Raw genomic sequence first — 19,448 nt, forward strand, 5'->3', positions numbered from 1 at the left:
TTGCGGATGATCCAAGGAGAACTCCCCATGCGTATTCGTTTCCTCGTCCTTTCCCTGCTCGTCCTCTGCCTCGCCGTCAGCGGCTGCCAGCAGACCCAGGAACCCGCCGTCAAGGTCGGCGTGGTCGATATGAACCGCCTGCTGCGTGACAGCGAGCCCGGCAAGGAAGCCAGCCGCTTCCTGGAAGGCATGCAGAAAGAGATCCAGCAGCAGATCGACGACGTGCAGGCCCGTCTGGGCAAAGACCCCGAGAACGAAGCCCTGCAGCGTGAACTGCAGGCCATCTACATGGGTGGCCAGCAGCGCATCAACGCCGAACAGCAGAATGTGGTCAGCCAGCTGCTGGACCTGACCCAGCGTCTGGTGAACAACTACCGCAAGGCCAACGGCCTGAGCGTGGTGCTGGGCACGGACGTGGCCGTGGCCTATGATCCCGCCCTGGACGTGACCAATGCCCTGCTGGACGAAATGAACAAGCAGAAGGTCAACTTCGTGTCCGTGAGCAACCCCCAGCCCGAAGCTCCCGCCGCGGCCGAAGCTCCCGCCGCCGAAGCGCCCGCCAAGGCCGCCCAGGACACCAAGGCCGCGGAGAAGCCCGCTGAAAAGCCCGCTCCCGCCGCCGAAAAGCCCGCTGCCGAAAAGGCCGCTCCGGCCGAAGCCAAGGCCAAGTAGCCCCAGTCTTCGATGCTATCCAAGAGCCCCGGTCCTTCCGGGGCTCTTTTTGTCTCTTCCGTCCGGCGGCATCCAGGTGTCGCACGGCGGGAGGTATTTTTGAGGGAACAATGAAAGACTTTGAAAAATTCATCGACGGTTTCAGGAACTTCCGCCGCTTCTACTTCGATGCGGAGAACGACTACTACACGTCCCTGAACAAGGGGCAGCATCCCAAGGCCATCGTCATCGCCTGCAGCGATTCCCGTGCCGACCCGGCCCTGCTCATGGGCTGCGACCCGGGCGACATCTTCGTGGTGCGCAACGTGGCCAACCTGGTGCCCCATGCCGACGACGCCCTGCGTCGCGATGCCGTGCTGGCCGTGCTGGAATACGGGGTGCACCACCTCAAGGTGGAGCATATCATCGTGCTGGGGCACTCCGGCTGCGGCGGCATCCAGGCCCTGCTGAACCCCGAATCGCTGCATGACGAGAGCTTCGTGGCCAACTGGGTCTCCATGGCCGCGCCCGCCCTGGAACGGATGCGCGAGGACGTGCGCGACGAGAGCCCGGCTGACCGGCAGCGCCACTGCGAAGAGGCCGCCATCCTGGTCTCCATCGACAATCTGCTCTCCTATCCCTGGATCCAGGAACGGGTGGCCGCCCACAAGCTGTCGCTGCACGCCTGGTATTTCGACATGTCGCAGGGCTCCCTGCTGGCCTATTTCCCGGACAGCGAGACCTTCGAGCCCCTGGTGGCCCACTGCCGCCAGTGCGGGGCCCTGGATGCCGCCTGTGGCTGCCATGCGCATGGCAGCCAGGCCTAGGACAGGCCCGGCGCCTGTCCTCCCCATACGCTGAGAAATGGCCCGGCAGTACGGATGCAGGGCCTGTCCCGGATGGCGGCAAGGCCGCTGTCCGGCAGGCTCCCCCGTGCTGTCCCGGGCTTTTTTATGGTGCCCGGTTTTGTAGCCTGCGCTTCTGGACATCCGCCCGGGAGAAGCATAAGCAAGGGCATGATCGAAGCATTTTCCGCCGTTGTTCCTGTGTTCCTGCTCATCGGTCTGGGCGTCTGCCTGGATCTTTTCCGGGCCCTGCCCGAGAACGCCAACCAGACCCTGAGCCTCTATGTCCTCAACGTGGCCCTGCCGCTGCTGCTGTTCCAGATCATGGCCACCGCGCCCCTGGAGAGTTTTGCGCATCCGCAGTTCTGGCTGGGCGTCATCGCCGCGCAGTTCCTCATCTACGGGGTCTGTTACGCGGCCGACCGCATCCTGGCCCGCCACGACAGCGCGGCGGCGACCGTGACGGCCCTGGGCGGCTGTTTCTGCAATGCCGCCTTCGTGGGCATCCCCGTCATCACCAGTGCCCTGCCGGGCAATGCCGAGGCCCTGTTCGTGGCCGGGCTGTTCACCATCACGCCCAATCTTCTGTTCGTGGTGGGGCAGGTGCAGCTGGCCGCGCATGATCCTTCCCGCTCCATGCCGCAGGGGCGCAAGGCCGTGCTCTTGCATGTGCTGCGCTATTCGCTGCTGTACAATGCCGTGTTCTGGGGCATGGCGGGCGGCGTGCTGGTCTCGGCCCTGGGGCTGGGCCTGTGGGATCCGCTGAACAGGGCCGCCGAGCTGGTGGGCCATACGGCCGCCCCCTGTATGCTCGTGACCCTGGGCCTGACCCTGCGGGAGCGGCTGGCCGTGGTCCTGCGGCACGCGGGCGGCCATGCGCTGCTGCGCCAGACGGCCCTGCAGATCTGCAAGCTGGTGGTGCAGCCCCTGGTCTGCTGGGGCATCCTGGCCGCGCTGGGCGTGGAAGGCCTGTGGCTGGCCGTTTCGGTCATCATGGCCGCTTCCGGCTCCGCCCTGGTGGTCCCCGTGCTGGCGGACGTGCACCATGCCGGTCCTGAGGAGGCGACCCTGACGGCCCTGGTCTCCAATGGCCTGAGCCTGTTCTCGCTGAGTTTCTTCATCTGGGTGATGCGTCTGCTGGGCCATATCTGATGCGCCTGGACGGCCTTCCTGCCGTGCCGGTGTCCTGACTGGGGATGCAGGGGCGGCAGAGGGGCGCCCGCCGACGTGCGCCCTGCGGGGCCTTGTCCTGCAAAGCGCTCCACACTGCTGGATAAAATTCTATCGAAGCCCGGTCGATACCGGGCTTTTTCAATAGGTTATATATTGTTTGGTTAAACAAACAATTTTCTGGACAAGCGGAGGAAAGAGGCGCATCTTTCCCCTCACCGCAAGCGACATCCTCCGGGAGAGCCACACTACGGTCCGCATGGAGGTGTCGTATGGAAGCATTCTACGCTGTTCTTCCCGTCTTTCTGCTCATAGCCGTGGGGGCTGCGGTCCACATGACCGACGTGCTGCCGGAGAATACCGGCGCGGCCATGGGCCTTTATGTGCTCAAGCTGGCCCTGCCCGTGCTCATGCTGCATATCCTGTCCGGTGCGAGCCGTCTGGATCTGGCCCACGGCGGTTTCTGGCTGGGCGTCATCGGGGCGCAGATGCTGTGCTATCTGCTGGGCTACGCCGTGGACAGGCTTTTTTCCCGGCGGGGGACGGGCCCGGCCATCATCTCCGGCCTGGCCTGCAGCGCCAGCAACACGGCCTTCGTGGGCCTGCCCATCGTGGCCGGCCTGCTGCCGGGCAATCACGAAGCCATGGTGGTGGCCGGGCTGGCGGCCCTGACGCCCAATGTGGTGGTCATCATGGCCCAGATCCGCATGGACTGTCTGGCAGGTTCCGCGGCCTGGGGCGACGGCCGGGGCCGCATCTGGAAGCTGCTGCGTTTGTTCCTGCTGGGCAACCCCCTGCTGCTGGCCACGCTGGCGGGCCTTGCCCTGGCCTGCTCGGGGCTGGGGCTGTGGCAGCCGCTGGATCACGCCGCGGCGCTCATCGGCAGTACGGCCGCGCCCTGCATGCTGCTGGCCCTGGGCTTCGACCTGCGCCAGAAGCTGGTGCTGGCCCTGCGCCGCAACGGCGGGCATACGGTTATCCGGCAGGCCTGGCTCCTGCTGTGCAAGCTGGGCATCCATCCCCTGATTTGCTGGGGCATCATGCATCTGGCGGGCCTGCCGTCGCTCTGGCTGGGCGTGGGCGTGCTCATGTCCGCCACCGGCACGGCCCTGGTGGCCTCGGTGCTGGCCGAGGTCTACAGCGCCGTGCCCGAAGAGGCGGCCCTGACCGCCGTACTGAGCAATGCCGCCAGCATGGTCAGCCTGATGCTGTTCATCTTTCTGCTGCAGGGGGCGGGCTGTCTGTAGGGAAGAGGATCAGGAAGCGAAGATGTGAGATCGCCGTCTGCACGGCAGAGAGCACGTCCGCTGATGGTGCGGACAAGGAGGCCCCTGGCCGGCTCAGTCGTCCAGCGCGGCGCAGGCATCTTCCTGCTGGCCGCGGTAGAGCAGCTCGTCGGTCATCTCCAGCAGTTCGCCCACGATGCCGCCCCCGGTCATGGGATGCCCGAACAGGGCCTCGCGCTGGTTGGTGAGGCCGCGCCGGTCCACGGCGTCGGGCATGGTGGGGGAGAGGGTCTCGCGCAGGCGGCAGGCCAGCAGATAGCCCTCGGCGCCGGGCAGGAAGATGTCCGTGAGGGCCGCGAAGCGGGCGCGCATGCCGTCCCAGGCGGCCAGGGTGTCCTGGCCGGGACGCAGGCCGCAGAGCACGCGCAGGGACGAATACAGGTTGTTGCAGACCGCGCCGGGCAAGCCGGGGCGCCAGCCCCAGAGCCAGGGGGTGCGCTCGAAAAAGAGGTTGTGCTCCACGCCCAGATCCAGCAGCTCGCGCATGCCGTGCAGCAGGGTGCGCAGGGGGGCCGTCTGCGGCGTGTCGGGCCAGCGGAACGCGGCCTTGCGGTGCAGGTCCCAGGCGGGCACCAGCTCGCGCTGCGGCGCAAGACCGGCCAGCACGCGCAGCAGATGGGCCAGCCAGGCATTGGCATCGGGGCTGTCCGGGGTCTCCAGATGGGAATAGCTGAGGACGTAGCGGCCTTGGCCGTAATTGCCCGCCACCATCAGGGGCTGGCCGTCGAGGAAGTCCGCCGAGACGTTGACCCCGTACAGGTCCTTCCAGGCTTCGAAGACAGGGGCCGGGATGCGGCTCAGGGGCAGGTCGGCCAGCCAGAAGTCCGTATCCGGCTGACGGTAGGAGGCCAGGATGCTGACCCGTTCGTCGGCTTCCGGGGCGAAGCGGCCGGGCCACCAGACGGGCAGGGACGGCACGTGGCCATCATCCCGGGGCGGGCGGCAGTTGCCGCAATGGCGGCAGTCGTCGTCATGGCCGTGGGCGCAGCCGCGCCAGTGCGGCGGCACCAGGGCGCACGCCTCGTCGCCCAGCGGCGGGCGCAGCGGATCGGGAGCAGCCCCGTCCGGGAAGGCTTTGGGAAAATCCGGCCGCACGGCGGGCAGGTCGCGTGCCATGCAGGAGCGCACCCGCATGTGGGCATGGCCGGAGATGAGATGGTGCAGACGCTCGGGATAGGGCGCGCGGCCCCAGGGGCAGAGCCCCAGCCCGTCCTGGCTGCGGTGCTGGCTCAGGGCCAGTCCGGCGCCGCCGCAAAAGCCCAGGTAACGGCCGCCTTCGGCCAGATAGTCGCGCACGGCCTGCCGCCCCTTCTCGCCCAGGGCCCGCGCCTTGAGCCGGGCGTTGCCGCCGGGGACCAGCAGGAGCGGGGCCGCTCCCCTTTCCTTGCCGGGCGTGCCCTGCGGGCATGGCTTGCGAAAAAGCGCGCCATTGGCTATGTCTTGTCCCTTGACCAGACGACAGGGCAGTCCCAGCGCGCACAGGGCGCGCCAGACCATAAGGCCCCAGATATGGGACGCGTCCCAAAGAATACATACAGGGTTGGCGGCACACATAACAGCGTACTATGGCCGCCTTTCATGGAGAAAGCAAGATGGCGGATACCCTCCCCAAGGGCTACGAGCCCCATGACGTGGAAGCGCGCTGGCGCGACCACTGGCAGGACAACAGGACCTTCACACCCGACCCGGATGCCCAGGGCGAACCCTTTTCCATCGTGATCCCGCCGCCGAACGTTACCGGCGCCCTGCACATCGGGCATGCCCTGAACCAGACCCTCATCGACGTGCTGTGCCGTCATGCCCGCCAGAAGGGCAAGAACGTGCTGTGGGTGCCCGGCACCGACCACGCCGGCATCGCCACCCAGAACGTGGTGGAGCGCGCTCTGGCCAAGGAAGGCAAGACCCGTCAGGACCTGGGCCGCGAAGCCTTCATCGAGCGCGTGTGGCAGTGGCGCGAAGACTACGGTCACCGCATCCTCAACCAGATCCGCGCCCTGGGCGCTTCCGTGGACTGGACGCGCCTGCGCTTCACCATGGACGAAGGCCTGTCCGCCGCCGTGCGCAAGGTCTTCGTGCAGCTCTACAACGAAGGCCTGATCTACAAGGGCGACTACATCATCAACTGGTGCTCGCGCTGCCATACGGCCCTGGCCGATGACGAAGTGGAACACGAGGCCCACAAGGGCAAGCTGTGGAAGATCCGTTACCACCTGGCCGACGGCTCCGGCAGCATCACCATCGCCACCACCCGTCCCGAGACCATCCCCGGCGACACCGCCATCTGCGTGCATCCCGAGGACGAGCGCTACCAGCATCTGGTGGGCAAGACGGCCATCGTGCCCGTGCTGGGCCGCGAGATCCCCATCATCGCCGACAGCTACGTGGATCGCGAGTTCGGTACCGGCGCCCTCAAGGTGACCCCCTGCCACGACCACAACGACTGGGCCCTGGGCAAGAAGCACGATCTGGAATTCCTGCAGGTCATCGACGAAGACGGCATCATGAAGGCCGAGTCCGGCCCCTACGCCGGTCTGAAGAAGGAAGACTGCCGCACGAAGATCGTGGCCGACATCGAAGCCGCCGGCGACCTGCTGGCCGTGGAAGACCTGGACAACTCCGTGGGCCACTGCTACCGCTGCCACACCGTGGTGGAACCGCATGTGTCCACGCAGTGGTTCGTGGCCACCACCAAGATGGCTCCCGCCGCCCGCAAGGCCGTGCCCGAACTGACCCGCATCCTGCCGGAATCCTGGGCCAAGACCTACTATCACTGGCTGGACAACATCCGCGACTGGTGCATCAGTCGCCAGATCTGGTGGGGCCATCGCATCCCCGCCTGGACCTGCGCGCAGTGCGGCGAGCTCATCGTGGCCGAGCACGACCCCAGCTCCTGCCCCAAGTGCGGCTGCACTGACCTGAAGCAGGACGAGGACGTGCTGGATACCTGGTTCTCCTCGGCCCTGTGGCCCTTCTCCACCATGGGCTGGCCCGAGCAGACCAAGGATCTGGCCACCTGGTACCCCACCAGCGTGCTGGTGACCGGTTTCGACATCATCTTCTTCTGGGTGGCCCGCATGATGATGATGGGCCAGCACTTCATGGGCCAGGTGCCCTTCCACGACGTGTACCTGCACGCCCTGGTGCGTGACGAGACCGGCCGCAAGATGTCCAAGTCCACGGGCAACGTCATCGACCCGCTGGAGATGATCGACAAGTACGGCTGCGACTCCCTGCGCTTCACCCTGACGGCCTTTGCCGCCATGGGCCGCGACATCCGCCTGTCCGAAGCCCGCATCGAAGGCTACCGCCACTTCGTCAACAAGCTGTGGAACGCCGCCCGCTTCGCCCTCATGAACCTGCCCGAGACCGCGCCCGCCCCGGTGGCCCTGGAAAGCGTGGAAGGCCTGCACCACCAGTGGATCCTGCACCGTCTGGAGCAGGTCAAGCAGGACATGGACAAGGCGCTGGAAGAGTACCGCTTCAACGACGCCGCCCAGCTGGGCTACAAGTTCCTGTGGAACGAGTTCTGCGACTGGTATCTGGAACTCATCAAGCCCGACATGCAGGACGAGGCCCGCAAGCCCGTGGCCCAGTATGTGCTGTGGGTGGTGCTGCGCGAGCTGCTGCTCCTGCTGCATCCCATCATCCCCTTCGTCACGGCCGAGATCTGGAACGCCCTGCCCGTGCCCGCCGGCGAGCAGCCCACGGACATCGCCCTGGAGCTCTATCCCGCCGCCCGTCCCGGCTGCCTGCATGAAGCCGAGGCCGCCCGCATGGAACTGGTGCAGGGCATCATCGTGGCCGTGCGCACCATCAAGGCCGAGCTGAACATCAGCCCCAGCCACAAGGTGAGCCTGATGCTGCATCCTGTGGACGAGGCCCAGGCCGCCCTGCTGGAAAGCTGCCGCCAGATGATGACCACCCTGGCCCGCCTGGAAGACCTGCAGATCGGTGCCGACCTGCACGCTCCCAAGGCTTCCGCCTCCTCCGTGGTGGGCGGCTGCCAGGTCATCGTGCCCCTCAAGGGCGCCGTGGACCTGGCCGGCGAACTGGCCCGTCTGGACAAGGAGATGGCCAAACTGGAAAAGGATCTGGTGGGCGTGCAGAGCAAGCTGCACAACGAAAGTTTCGTGAGCCGCGCTCCCGCCCAGGTTGTGGAACGCGAACGCGCCCGTGCCGAACAGCTGCTGGATGCCAAGGCCAAGATGCAGGCCCTGCGCCAGCGCTTCAGCGAAGCCCTCAACGAGGAATAAGGAACAACGTCATGAAGATGTCCGCCGTTGCCACGCCCCCCATGCTCTGCGCTTCCGGGCGCGGAGCGGTGGGCGTCGTGCCCGGCGCGGTCGTCGCCTCCGGTCTTTCGGGCCGGAGGCCGGCGGCCGCGCCGCTGTTTTGCCTGCTGCTCCTGCTGGTGTTCTGCCTGTCCGCTCTGCCGGCCCGTGCCCATGTGGTGGACGGGCTGGCCCCCCTGCTGGACAGTGATGCCATCGTGAACAGCATCCAGGATATCGGCCTGCTCAAGAAGGCCGGTTTCATCTATCAGCCCGACCTGACCATCACGGGCGAGATGTGCCCCGTGGACGGCAGCCAGGACCAGCTGGCCGTGCTCAGCGGCATGCTGGCCGCTGACAGGATGTATGCCTTCTATTTCGGCGATGTGTCCGACGCGGCCAAGAAGAACGAGCTGCTCCAGCAGCTGGTGGGCAAGCCCCTGCCCACGCTGAACAGCAAGGACATGGCCCGCATCCGCAAGGCCCCGCACAGTCAGGAGTCCGCGAACATTCTGGCGCGCTTCCGCCAGCAGGAGCTTTCCCGCCTGCTGGAGGCCGCCCGTCAGGACGACCAGCTGCTGCGCCTGCTGGGGGCGCATCTGTACGGCCTTTATCTGGAGCGCCTGTACATGGCCTCGGTCATGGTGCTGGCCGCTGCGGAAAGCGACACGCTGGAGCCGCTCTATCAGGTGCATACCGGTCTGGCCACCCGGCACGGCAAGGCCCTGGAGATCCTTGGCAAGAAGGGCTTGCTGGGCCTGGAAGACTGCGAGGCCCGCGCGGCTCTGGTCAAGAAGCTGCAAGGCCTGCTGACCGCCAACAAGGGGCAGCCTACGCTGGAAGGCCTGCGCGAGATCGTCTCGCTGGTACAGGAGGAGCGTGCGTTCTTCCTGACGCCCTGCCCGCTGCCGCAATAAGAATGTTTTGTGAGGGGGGAGAAGGAAACCTTTTTGGAAAAAGGTTCTCCTTCTCCCCCCTCACGCTCCCCCCACATCCTTCCAAAAACTTTTATCATGGGCCTGAGTGGCCCTGTGAAGCAGCGAGAGCGCCTTTCCCTGAGGGGAGGGCGCTCTCGCCGCTTCTGGCGTCAGGAAGGGCGTAGGGCGTCAGGAAGGGGGGGAGGGGAGGCGGGATGGACTGGGGAAGGGGGGCCGGTGTTCGATGCCGCCCGTGCTGGTCATAAAAAAGCGCTCCGTCCTTCAAGGATGGAGCGCTTTGGCTGTTTGCATTTGAGGCACAAAGGAAGTCCGCCAGGCCTGTGACGGCATGGGATCTTGGGCAGGGCCGCCCCGGTACGGGGACAGGCTATTTCTTGTCCGGGTCTTCCGTTTCGGCCTTGCTCACCCAGTCCACCAGACGGGCCATGCGGGCCAGGCTGTAATGGCCGGGTTCGGGCTGCTGGCCGATCTCCTGCAGGGTGCCGTTGAGGCGGTAGATGCGCCAGTCCCCGGCAGGCAGGGCGCCGTTGTCCATGGCGGTCTTCAGGCCGGCACGGGCTTCTTCGGGCGAGCAGAACAGGGGGAAGTCCTGCACGGCCGGGTCGAGGACGACCATGGAGCCGCCCGCGATGTCGATGATGTAATTGCCGGGAGCCACGGTGTAGACGTCCTGGCAGTCACGATCGGGCGGCAGGGGGGCCGTATTGGGGCCTGTGGTGGCACAGCCGCCCAGCATCAGAAGAGACCCAAGCAGGGCGGGGGCAAGGATCACGGGGAAACGTTTCATGTCATTCTCCTGCCGGGCGTACCGGCATCAGATTCGCCCCCGGGCACGACAAAAGCGGGCAGGTGGCGTCATTGCTGACTACACACCAAGCCCGCTTTTTTGTCAAAAGGTTCGTATGCCGGAGGGGCGGGGATGGCCGTTAGCGGGCCTGACGGCTCATCTCCTGCAGGCGGGCGATGCGTTCTTCCAGCGGCGGGTGCGTGCTGAACAGGTTGGCCATGCTGCCGCCGCCGAAGCCGAACAGCGGCGAGACGATGAACATCTGCTCGGTGCTGGGGTTGCCGTTCTGCATGGGGATCTGTCCGCTGGCCACGCCCAGCTTGTGCAGGGCACCGGCCAGGGCCAGGGGCTGGCCGCAGATGCGGGCGCCGGTCTCGTCGGCCAGGTACTCACGCGAGCGGGAGATGGCCATCTGGATGATGCTGGCGGCGATGGGGGCCAGGATGGCCAGCAGGAACGCGGCGATGGGGTTGGTGCCGCCTTCCTCGTCATTGCTGCTGCCGCCGAAGATGGCGGCGAACTGCATGAAGTTGGCGATGCTGACGATGACCGAGGCCAGCACACCGGCGATGGTCTGGATCAGGATGTCACGATTGGCGATGTGGCCGATCTCGTGGGCGATGACGCCGCGCAGCTCTTCGGGGCTGAGGATGCGCATGATGCCGTCGGTGACGGCCACCACACCGTGCTCGGGGTCGCGGCCGGTGGCGAAGGCGTTGGGCGCGTCTTCGGGGATGACACAGACGCGGGGCTTGGGGATGCCGGCATTGACGGAAAGCTCGGCCACCATGCGGTGCAACATGGGGGCTTCGTCTTCGGACAGCTCGCGGGCCTGGTACATGGAGAGCACGATCTTGTCCGAATACCAGTAGGAACCCACGTTCATGATCATGGCGATCACAAAGGCGATGATGATGCCGGTGCGGCCGCCCATGATGCCGCCCAGGCCGATGATGATGGCGGAAAGCAGGGCGAGAAGCAGCACGGTCTTGATCTGGCTGGTCATGGTATCTCCTTGATGTGCGAGGTAGGGATTCGCTCACTGTAGATAAGCATGCGTCAGCAAAGTGGCAAGAGGTGGGGAAATGAAGCTGGGGAAGGGCAGCAGAAATGGCCGGAGAAATAGATGTCCCTGCGACAGAAAAAGGAGAGGCGGGGAAGCACGGCGATGCCGTGTTTCTCCGCCTCTCCCTGATAAAGCGCGTTTGGGGAGGAAGGGGGGAGTTTGAGGGGGGAAGGAGGCCCTTTTGGCGCCGGCAAAGGGCCTCCTTCCCCCCTCATAAAAAAACTCTCTCGCTTACGAGCGGTAATCGGCGTTGAGGCTGACGTATTCGTGGCCGAGGTCGGAGGCGCGCAGATCGTAGCAGCCGTCGCCCAGACCCATATGGATCTCCACCGGGATGTCGGTGGCCTTGAGCAGCTCGGAAAGCTCGGCTTCCTTGTCGCCGTTGACGGGCTGGCCGTCGCGGAAACGCTCGATGCCGCAGAGCACCAGGCGCACGCGGCTGGGGTCCACCTGGGCCCCGCTGCGGCCCACAGCGGCCACGATGCGGCCCCAGTTGGCGTCCTGGCCGTAGATGGCTGTCTTGACCAGCTGGGAATGGCCCACGGTGCGGGCGATGCGGCAGGCGTCCTCATCGGAGGCGGCGCCGCTCACGGTGATGTGCATGACCTTGCTGGCGCCTTCGCCGTCCTTGACCAGCATGTAGGAGATCTGGCCCAGGATGTCGGTAAGGCCCTTTTCCAGCAGGGCGGCGTCCTCACCTTCGGCACGGATGCCGGAAGCGCCGTTGGCCAGGCCGAGGATGGTATCGTTGGTGGAGGTGTCGCCGTCCACGCTGACGCGGTTGAAGGTCTTGTCCACGGCGCGGGCGAACATGGCCTGCCAGGTCTCGCGGTCCACATCGGCGTCGGTGAGCATGACGGCCAGCATGGTGGCCATGTTGGGGCAGATCATGCCAGCGCCCTTGGCCATGCCGGTAAGGCGCACGGTGCCGCCGGACAGGGGCACCGTGATGCTGGCGAACTTGGGAAAGGCGTCGGTGGTCATGAACGCGCGGGTAAAGCCTTCGGCATCGCGGCTGCCCAGGCTTTCCACCAGGGAGGGCACAGCCTCGCGCCAGCGGTCCATCTTGAGCTGGTCGCCGATGACGCCGGTGGACATGGGCATGATCTCATGCGGGGCCAGCCCGGTGAGGGCGGCGACCATGCGTCGGGTCTCGAGGCAATTCTCCAGGCCTTCGTCGCCGGTGCAGGCATTGGCCTGGCCGGAGTTGGCCAGCACGGCGCGGCAGGTGCCGTACTCGCGCAGGGTCTGCTGGCAGACCTGCACAGGGGCGGCCTTGAAGGCATTGGTGGTGAACAGGCCCGCCAGTACGGCGGGACGGTCGGAAACAATCAGCCCCAGGTCGTCGCGGCCGGCTTTTTTGAAACCGGCGGCAGCGGCCCCGGCGGAGAAGCCGAGGGGCAGGTCGTTGCGCGTATCGCTCATGGGAACATCCTTTCCGGTCATGGGCTTCCGGGAGGAAAACGATGAAAAAAAGGCGGGGATCTTGCCTTGCAAAATCCCCGCCGTCATATCAAGCAACCAGCGCTGTCCGGTCTTTGTGGGAACGGACGTTCAGAACGCTAGTTTTTGCTCTTCTGGATCTCGTCGGCGATAGCCTGGGGCACACGCTCGTAGTGATCGAACTGCATGGTGAAGGTAGCGCGGCCCTGGGTACGGGAGCGCAGGTCGGTGGCGTAACCGAACATGGAGGCCAGGGGCACCTGGGCACGCACGCTCTGGGCACCGCCGGCGCGAGCTTCCATGCTCTGCACGCGACCACGGCGGCCGTTGAGGTCGCCCATCACGTCGCCGAGGTATTCTTCGGGGGTGACCACTTCCACGTCCATGATGGGTTCCAGCAGGACCGGGCCGGCCTTCTGCATGGCGTCCTTGATGGCCATGGAACCGGCCACGTAGAAGGCCTGTTCGGAGGAGTCCACTTCGTGGTAGCTACCGAAGACCAGGTTGACCTTCAGGTCCACGCAGGGGAAGCCGGCCAGCACGCCGGACTTCATGGCATCCTGGATACCCTTGTCGATGGCGGGGATGTATTCCTTGGGGATCACGCCGCCGGTGATGGAGTTGATGAACTCGTAACCCTTGCCCGGGTTGGGTTCCACCTCGATCACGCAGTGACCGTACTGACCGCGACCACCAGACTGCTTGGCATGCTTCATGTCGGTCTTGGCAGGCTTGGAGATGGTTTCGCGGTAGGCCACCTGGGGCTTGCCCACGTTGGCGTTGACGTTGAATTCGCGGGTCAGGCGGTCAACGATGATTTCCAGATGCAGTTCGCCCATGCCGGCGATCAGGGTCTGGTTGGTTTCTTCGTCGCCCTTGACGCGGAAGGAGGGGTCTTCCTTGGCCAGCTTGTTCAGAGCGGCGGACAGAGCATCACGGTCGGCCTTGGTCTTGGGCTCGATGGCCACTTCGATGACGGGCTCGGGGATGTTCAGGGATTCCAGGATCACCGGGCGCTTTTCGTCGCACAGGGTGTCACCGGTGGAGGCGTTCTTCAGGCCCACCAGAGCCACGATGTCACCGGCGCCGGCCCACTTGATGTCTTCACGCTTGTTGGCGTGCATCTTCAGGATACGGCCGATGCGTTCCTTCTTGCCGGTGTTGGCGTTGTACACGCTGGTACCGGATTCCAGGCAGCCGGAGTAGATGCGGAAGAAGGACAGGTGACCGATGAAGGGGTCGGAGAACAGCTTGAACACCAGGCCGGCAAGGGGTTCCTTGTCGTCGCAGGGGCATTCGATCAGGTGTTCTTCGTTGCCGGGCTCATGGCCGGTCATGACGGCGATGTCCACGGGGGAGGGCAGGTAGTCCACCACGGCGTCCAGCAGGGGCTGCACGCCCATGTTGCGGAAAGCGGAACCGCAGAGCACGGGCACGATGTTGCGGGCGATGGTGGCCTTGCGGATGCAGGAAATGATCTCTTCGCGGGTCAGATCTTCGCCGCCCAGGTACTTTTCCAGCAGGGCTTCATCTTCTTCGGCCACGGCTTCGATGAGTTCGTGGCGCTTTTCTTCGTACAGGTCCTTCAGTTCGGCGGGCACGTCTTCTTCGGTGAACTGGGCGCCCTTGGAGGACTTGTCGAAGCGGTGGGCCTTGCCTTCGATGAGGTCCACGACGCCTTCGAACTTGTCTTCAGCGCCGATGGGCAGCTGCAGAGGCACGGCCTTGGCGCCCAGGCGTTCGTGGATCATGCCCACGCAGCGGAAGAAGTTGGCACCGATGCGGTCCATCTTGTTCACGAAGCAGATGCGGGGCACGTGGTAGCGGTCGGCCTGACGCCACACGGTTTCGGACTGGGGCTCAACGCCGGCCACGGCGTCGAACACGCACACGGCACCGTCCAGCACGCGCAGGGAACGTTCCACTTCGATGGTGAAGTCCACGTGGCCGGGGGTGTCGATGATGTTGATGCGGCAGTCCTTCCAGAAGCAGGTGGTGGCGGCGGAGGTGATGGTGATGCCGCGCTCCTGTTCCTGTTCCATCCAGTCCATGGTGGACTCACCGTCGTGGGTTTCGCCGATCTTGTGGGAAACACCGGTGTAGAAAAGGATGCGTTCGGTGGTGGTGGTTTTGCCGGCGTCAATATGGGCCATGATGCCGATATTGCGCTGTTTGTCTACGGGGGTGGTGCGGGACACGTTATCCTCCAGAAAAGGGGCAGTGGGGCGGGGGGAAAAGCGCCGCGCCCTTGCGGGCGCGGCAGCAGTCACTCGGAATCGAGCTTACCAGCGGTAGTGGGCGAAAGCCTTGTTGGCTTCGGCCATACGGTGGGTATCTTCGCGCTTTTTCACCGCGCCGCCGCGACCGTTGTAGGCGTCCAGCAGTTCAGCGGAAAGCTTGGAGGTCATGCCCTTTTCGCCGCGCGAACGGGCATAGTTGATCAGCCAGCGGATGGACAGGGAAATCTGACGTTCGGGACGGACTTCCATGGGCACCTGGTAGGTGGCACCGCCCACGCGGCGGGCCTTGACTTCCAGATGGGGCTTGACGTTGTCCAGGGCCTTTTCAAAGGCGCGCATGGGTTCTTCACCGGTCTTTTCGCCCAGGGTTTCCAGCGAGCTGTAGAAAATCTTTTCAGCAGCGCCCTTCTTGCCGTCGTACATGAGACGGTTCACGAACTTGGTGACCAGACGGCTGTTGTACAGCGGATCGGGCAGCACTTCCCTCTTCGGGACAGGACCTTTACGGGGCATGATATTCTCCTTGAGAATCTCTGTGTTTCGGCGTCACCAGCCCCGCAGCGCCCCGGCGCGCCGTGAGAGGGCAGCCTGGGTGCGTTGCATGACGTACGCCGGAGTTAGCAAAAAATAACCTATTTGGGACGCTTGGCGCCGTACTTGGAACGGCTCTTGCGACGGTCGGCCACACCGGAGGTATCCAGGGTGCCGCGCACGATGTGGTAACGGACACCGGGCAAGTCTTTCACACGACCGCCGCGGATGAGCACCACGGAGTGTTCCTGCAGGTTGTGGCCTTCGCCGGGGATGTAGGCCGTCACTTCGATGCCGTTGGTCAGGCGCACACGGGCGACCTTACGCAGAGCGGAGTTAGGCTTCTTGGGGGTGGTGGTGTACACACGGGTGCACACGCCGCGGCGCTGGGGGCAAGCCTGCAGGGCCGGGGTCTTCTTGCGCTTCACCACCGCAGTCCGCTCGATGCGGATGAGCTGGTTGATAGTAGGCATAGTTTCCTCCAAAGTTTCACTGCCTGCCCAAGACGGACAGGCAGCGCATGAATGCCGTAGAGCGGCAACACATACAATGCACGGACGCGCTTGTCAAGTCCTGATGCCCCAACTTTACGGCAGGAAGACGGGACGGCGACGAATCGCCGACGAAGTGCGGCAGCCGCAGGGCAGGGCGAGTCCCCTTTTTATGGATGCGGCGGCCGGAGCAGGGGGATGACAGCAAAATCGCCGCAGGCGCAAGGCCTGCGGCGATCCCCGGTACGGGGGGATGCCCGGCCCCTGAGCGGGGCCGGACATCCTGCGAGGAGGAACGTCCGCCGGTGTCCTGCCGGCGGGCGGGGTGTGTCGTCGGCGGGTTACAGCTTTTTCACTTCCACGTACCAGGCCGCGGCCTGTTCCAGCAGATGGCTGCTGCGGCCGGCCAGCATCTGGGCATCGCGCAGGTAGCCTTCCTGGAGCATGCAGGCGTCGAAGAGGTTCTCCACCATGCCGGCCAGGGTCTTGTCCTGGGGATCGGCCTTGAACATCTTGAGCAGGCTGCGCAGCAGCACGTGGTCGCGGTTGACTTCCAGCACCTTGACGGGCAGGGAGTCGTCCTTTTGCATGGCGCGCATGAGTTTTTCCATGGACGAGGTCATGCCGTCGGGCGAGACCAGCACGGCCGGGCTGTCGGCCAGGCGGTGGGAGACGCGCACGTCGGCCACGCGTTCGCCCAGGATCTCCTTGATGCGTTCCAGCAGCTTGTCGAAGCTGGCGTTGTCGTCGTCGGAAAGGGGCGCGGCGGCGGGCTTTTCGCTGTCGGCCTTGTCGGCGAAGGCGTCCAGGGCGTCATCGGCGGCGTTCTCGATGGCCTTGAATTCCCAGTCCTTGTACTTGCCCATGCCTTCCATGACGAACTCGTCCACGGGCTCGTAGAGGAAGAGCACTTCGATGCCCTTGCGGGTGAAGCGTTCCAGGTGCGGGCTCAGGCGGGCGGCCTCACGGTTGGGCGCGGAGACGTACCAGAAGGTCTTCTGGCCTTCGGGAGCGCGGGACATGTATTCGTCCAGGCTGGACAGGGCCTCGCCATCGTCCAGGGCCGAGGTGTTGAAGCGCAGCAGACCGGCGATGCGTTCGCGGTTGGCGAAGTCCTGGTAGGAGAGCTTGAAGATGCGGCCGTGCAGGCGCCAGAAAGCGGCGTACTTCCCGGCATCCTTGTCGGCCAGCTTTTCCAGGTGGCTCAGGGTCTGCTTGATGATGGTCTGGTTGATCTTGCGCAGGACCACGTTTTCCTGAAGGGTCTCGCGGGAGATGTTGAGGGGCAGGTCCTCGGTGTCCACCACGCCCTTGAGGAAGGCCAGCCAGTCGGGGATCAGTTCCTTGTTGCGGTGCTGGATGAGCACGCGGCTGGCGTAGAGATCCAGGCCCCAGAAATCTCGGTCGAGGCCGAAGAGGTCCTGACGCACGTCGGGAATATAGAGCAGGGCGTTGAACTGCACGGGCGCGTCCACGGAGATGTGCAGCACGTCCAGCGGCGCCTTGCTGTCATAGGTCAGGGCCTGGTAGAAGGCATCGTACTGTTCCTTGGTGACGGAGGACTTGGGCTCGCGCCACAGGGCGGGCTGGGTGTTGACCTGCTCGCCGTCCACCAGCACGGGGAAGGGCACGAAGGCCGAATGCTTGCGGATGACGGATTCCACGCGGAACTTTTCGAGGAACTCCGCGGCGTCTTCCTTGAGGTGGGCCACGATGCGCGTGCCGCGCTGCGGGGCGTCGTCACCGGCGGGGGCCACGGTGTAGGTGCCCAGGCCGTCGCTGGTCCAGGTGGCGGCGCTGTCGTCATCGCCGAAGGCCGGGCGCGAGGTCACGTCCACCTTTTCGGCCACCATGAACACGGAATAGAAGCCCACGCCGAAGCGGCCGATGATGTTGGCGGCATCGGCTTTTTCGCCGTCGGCCTTGGCTTCTTCGGCAGCCAGCTGGGCGCGGAAGGCCTCGGTGCCGGATTTGGCGATGGTACCCAGGTTCTCGGCCAGTTCGGCGGCGGTCATGCCCAGGCCGGTGTCCTCGATGGTCAGGGTCTTGGCGTCCTTGTCGAGGCTGATGCGGATCTCCAGCGGCAGGTCGTCATGGCGCGGGGTCTCGCCCCGGTTGCTGCGGAAGCGCAGTTTGTCCAGGGCGTCGGAAGCGTTGGAGATGAGCTCGCGGAGAAAGATCTCGCGATTGGTATACAGAGAATTGGTGAGAATGCTCAGCACTTTGCGCACTTCGGCGCGAAATTCACAGGATTGAGCCGTATTTTCCGGCATGATGACAACCTCCATGGATACTTGCTGGGGAATAAGTAATCTTTCCCAATCAGCCGTCAAGGCCTTGCAGGGCCTAAACTTTGTCTTGCTTTTCGCTAAGGATAACGGTATGCAGGTCGCTCCATAAGGAGGACGATCTATGGATGATGTCATTCTGCTTTCGCGGCTACAGTTCGCCGTGGCCGTCTTTTTCCACTTCATCTTCGTGCCGCTGACGCTGGGCCTGTCCCTGCTCATCGCGCTGATGGAGACCCGCTATGTGCGCACCGGGGATGAGGTCTGGCGCAAGCATGCCAAGTTCTGGGGCAAACTTTTCATCATCAACTTCACCCTGGGCGTGGTGACGGGCATCACCCTGGAATTCCAGTTCGGGACCAACTGGGCCCGGTATTCGGAATACGTGGGCGACATCTTCGGCTCCCTGCTGGCCATCGAAGCCACTGTGGCCTTCTTCCTGGAGTCCACGTTCCTGGCTGTCTGGCATTTCGGCTGGCATCGCGTGGGCAAGAAGACCCATCTGCTGGCCATCTGGCTGGTGGTGCTGGCCGGCAACCTGTCCGCCCTGTGGATCATCCTGGCCAACGGCTTCATGCAGAACCCGCTGGGCTATGTGATCCAGAACGGCCGCGCCGAACTGGCCGACTTCATGGCCGTGGTCACCAACCCCTACGCCTGGGGCATGTACGCCCACACCCTGCTCTCCGCCTGGACGCTGTCCTGCTTCTTCGTGCTGGGCGTGTCTTCCTGGCACCTGCTGCGCAAGAGCAACGTGGAATTCTTCCGCCGCTCCTTCCGCATGACCGCTCCCATTTGTCTGGTGCTGGTGCTGGCTCTCGCCCTGAGCGGCGACATCCAGGGCAAGGTGGTGTCCGAACTGCAGCCCGCCAAGCTGGCCGCCATGGAATCCCACTGGGAGACCACCAAGAACGCTCCCTTCTATCTGGCCGTGGTGCCGGACGAAGCCAACGAGACCAACTCCGTGGAAGCCATCGGCATCCCCGGCCTGCTGAGCTGGATCTCCTACGGCGACGCCGATGCCGAAGTGAAGGGCCTCAAGGACTTCCCCAAGGAAGACCGTCCGCCGGTCACGCCCGTGTTCTGGGGCTTCCGCGCCATGATCTTCTTTGGTGTCATCTTCCTGGCCTTGGCCGCCTGGGCCACGCTGCAGCGTAACCGCGAGACCATCAACCCCACGCTCATGCGTGCCCTGGTGTGGTGCATCCCGCTGCCCTACATCAGCATCGCCATGGGCTGGCTGGTGGCGGAAATGGGCCGTCAGCCCTGGATCGTCTACGGTCTGATGCGCACCAGCGACGCCGTGTCGCCGGTGCCCGCCGAGCATGTGTCCACGTCGCTGCTGGCCTTCATCATCGTTTACAGCGTGCTGGGCCTTCTGGACATTTTCCTGCTGCGCAAGTACGCCATCAAGGGCCCGCAGGGGCAGGAGGACTAAGTC

15 protein-coding genes are annotated in these 19,448 nt (G+C 64.8%); 7 read left to right on the plus strand and 8 right to left on the minus strand.

Annotated elements, in window-relative coordinates:
- The first annotated feature begins 27 nt into the window (after nt 1-27).
- The 4 genes from HF854_RS02735 to HF854_RS02750 all read left to right on the plus strand — a co-directional run bounded on the left by HF854_RS02735 (nt 28) and on the right by HF854_RS02750 (nt 3,913).
- Nucleotides 28-672 carry an OmpH/Skp family outer membrane protein gene (locus HF854_RS02735; RefSeq protein ID WP_168934903.1) on the plus strand — a complete coding sequence of 215 codons (645 nt, stop codon included), beginning with the start codon at nt 28-30 and terminating at the stop codon, nt 670-672.
- Between the two features lie 110 nt (nt 673-782).
- Nucleotides 783-1,478: a carbonic anhydrase gene (locus tag HF854_RS02740; RefSeq protein WP_168934904.1), complete on the plus strand. Its 696-nt coding sequence runs from the start codon at nt 783-785 to the stop codon at nt 1,476-1,478.
- Between the two features lie 189 nt (nt 1,479-1,667).
- On the plus strand, nt 1,668-2,648 hold the full coding sequence (locus HF854_RS02745; RefSeq protein WP_168934905.1) for an AEC family transporter: 981 nt from the start codon (nt 1,668-1,670) through the stop codon (nt 2,646-2,648).
- Between the two features lie 290 nt (nt 2,649-2,938).
- Nucleotides 2,939-3,913, plus strand: a complete 975-nt coding sequence (locus tag HF854_RS02750; RefSeq protein ID WP_168934906.1) for an AEC family transporter — start codon at nt 2,939-2,941, stop codon at nt 3,911-3,913.
- Nucleotides 3,914-4,006: 93 nt separating this feature from the next.
- Here the strand turns inward: HF854_RS02750 and HF854_RS02755 are convergent, their stop codons facing one another.
- Nucleotides 4,007-5,449, minus strand: a complete 1,443-nt coding sequence (locus HF854_RS02755; RefSeq protein WP_205906009.1) for a BPL-N domain-containing protein — start codon at nt 5,447-5,449, stop codon at nt 4,007-4,009.
- Nucleotides 5,450-5,544: 95 nt separating this feature from the next.
- Here HF854_RS02755 and HF854_RS02760 point away from each other — a divergent pair, with 95 nt between their 5' ends.
- Nucleotides 5,545-8,205 (plus strand): valine--tRNA ligase, encoded by a 2,661-nt coding sequence (locus HF854_RS02760; protein WP_168934908.1) that lies wholly within the window; start codon nt 5,545-5,547, stop codon nt 8,203-8,205.
- Nucleotides 8,206-8,216: 11 nt separating this feature from the next.
- A complete protein-coding gene (locus HF854_RS02765) occupies nt 8,217-9,140 on the plus strand; it encodes a hypothetical protein (RefSeq protein WP_168934909.1) in 924 nt (307 codons plus the stop codon).
- A gap of 388 nt (nt 9,141-9,528) precedes the next feature.
- Here the strand turns inward: HF854_RS02765 and HF854_RS02770 are convergent, their stop codons facing one another.
- The 7 genes from HF854_RS02770 to htpG form a co-directional block, all read right to left on the minus strand.
- Nucleotides 9,529-9,948 (minus strand): DVU_2496 family lipoprotein, encoded by a 420-nt coding sequence (locus HF854_RS02770; RefSeq protein ID WP_168934910.1) that lies wholly within the window; start codon nt 9,946-9,948, stop codon nt 9,529-9,531.
- A gap of 139 nt (nt 9,949-10,087) precedes the next feature.
- The gene (locus HF854_RS02775; protein WP_168934911.1) at nt 10,088-10,954 is read right to left on the minus strand and encodes a zinc metalloprotease HtpX; all 867 of its coding nucleotides are present in this window, start codon (nt 10,952-10,954) and stop codon (nt 10,088-10,090) included.
- 291 nt (nt 10,955-11,245) lie between these two features.
- Complete coding sequence (argJ, locus tag HF854_RS02780) at nt 11,246-12,439, minus strand: bifunctional glutamate N-acetyltransferase/amino-acid acetyltransferase ArgJ (protein ID WP_168934912.1); 1,194 nt, start codon at nt 12,437-12,439, stop codon at nt 11,246-11,248.
- Nucleotides 12,440-12,576: 137 nt separating this feature from the next.
- Entirely contained in the window at nt 12,577-14,655 is a 2,079-nt protein-coding gene (gene fusA, locus HF854_RS02785) for an elongation factor G (RefSeq protein WP_168934913.1), read from the minus strand.
- An 84-nt stretch (nt 14,656-14,739) separates the two neighbouring features.
- Nucleotides 14,740-15,210, minus strand: coding sequence for a 30S ribosomal protein S7 (gene rpsG / locus HF854_RS02790; RefSeq protein ID WP_006007647.1), 471 nt, complete (start codon nt 15,208-15,210; stop codon nt 14,740-14,742).
- Nucleotides 15,211-15,329: 119 nt separating this feature from the next.
- Nucleotides 15,330-15,701, minus strand: coding sequence for a 30S ribosomal protein S12 (rpsL, locus tag HF854_RS02795; RefSeq protein WP_006007654.1), 372 nt, complete (start codon nt 15,699-15,701; stop codon nt 15,330-15,332).
- Nucleotides 15,702-16,060: 359 nt separating this feature from the next.
- The gene (gene htpG / locus HF854_RS02800; protein WP_168934914.1) at nt 16,061-17,992 is read right to left on the minus strand and encodes a molecular chaperone HtpG; all 1,932 of its coding nucleotides are present in this window, start codon (nt 17,990-17,992) and stop codon (nt 16,061-16,063) included.
- 139 nt (nt 17,993-18,131) lie between these two features.
- Here htpG and HF854_RS02805 point away from each other — a divergent pair, with 139 nt between their 5' ends.
- Nucleotides 18,132-19,445 (plus strand): cytochrome ubiquinol oxidase subunit I, encoded by a 1,314-nt coding sequence (locus HF854_RS02805; protein ID WP_168934915.1) that lies wholly within the window; start codon nt 18,132-18,134, stop codon nt 19,443-19,445.
- Nucleotides 19,446-19,448 lie beyond the last annotated feature (3 nt).

The organism is Desulfovibrio piger (assembly GCF_012843875.1).
Taxonomy (GTDB): domain Bacteria; phylum Desulfobacterota; class Desulfovibrionia; order Desulfovibrionales; family Desulfovibrionaceae; genus Desulfovibrio.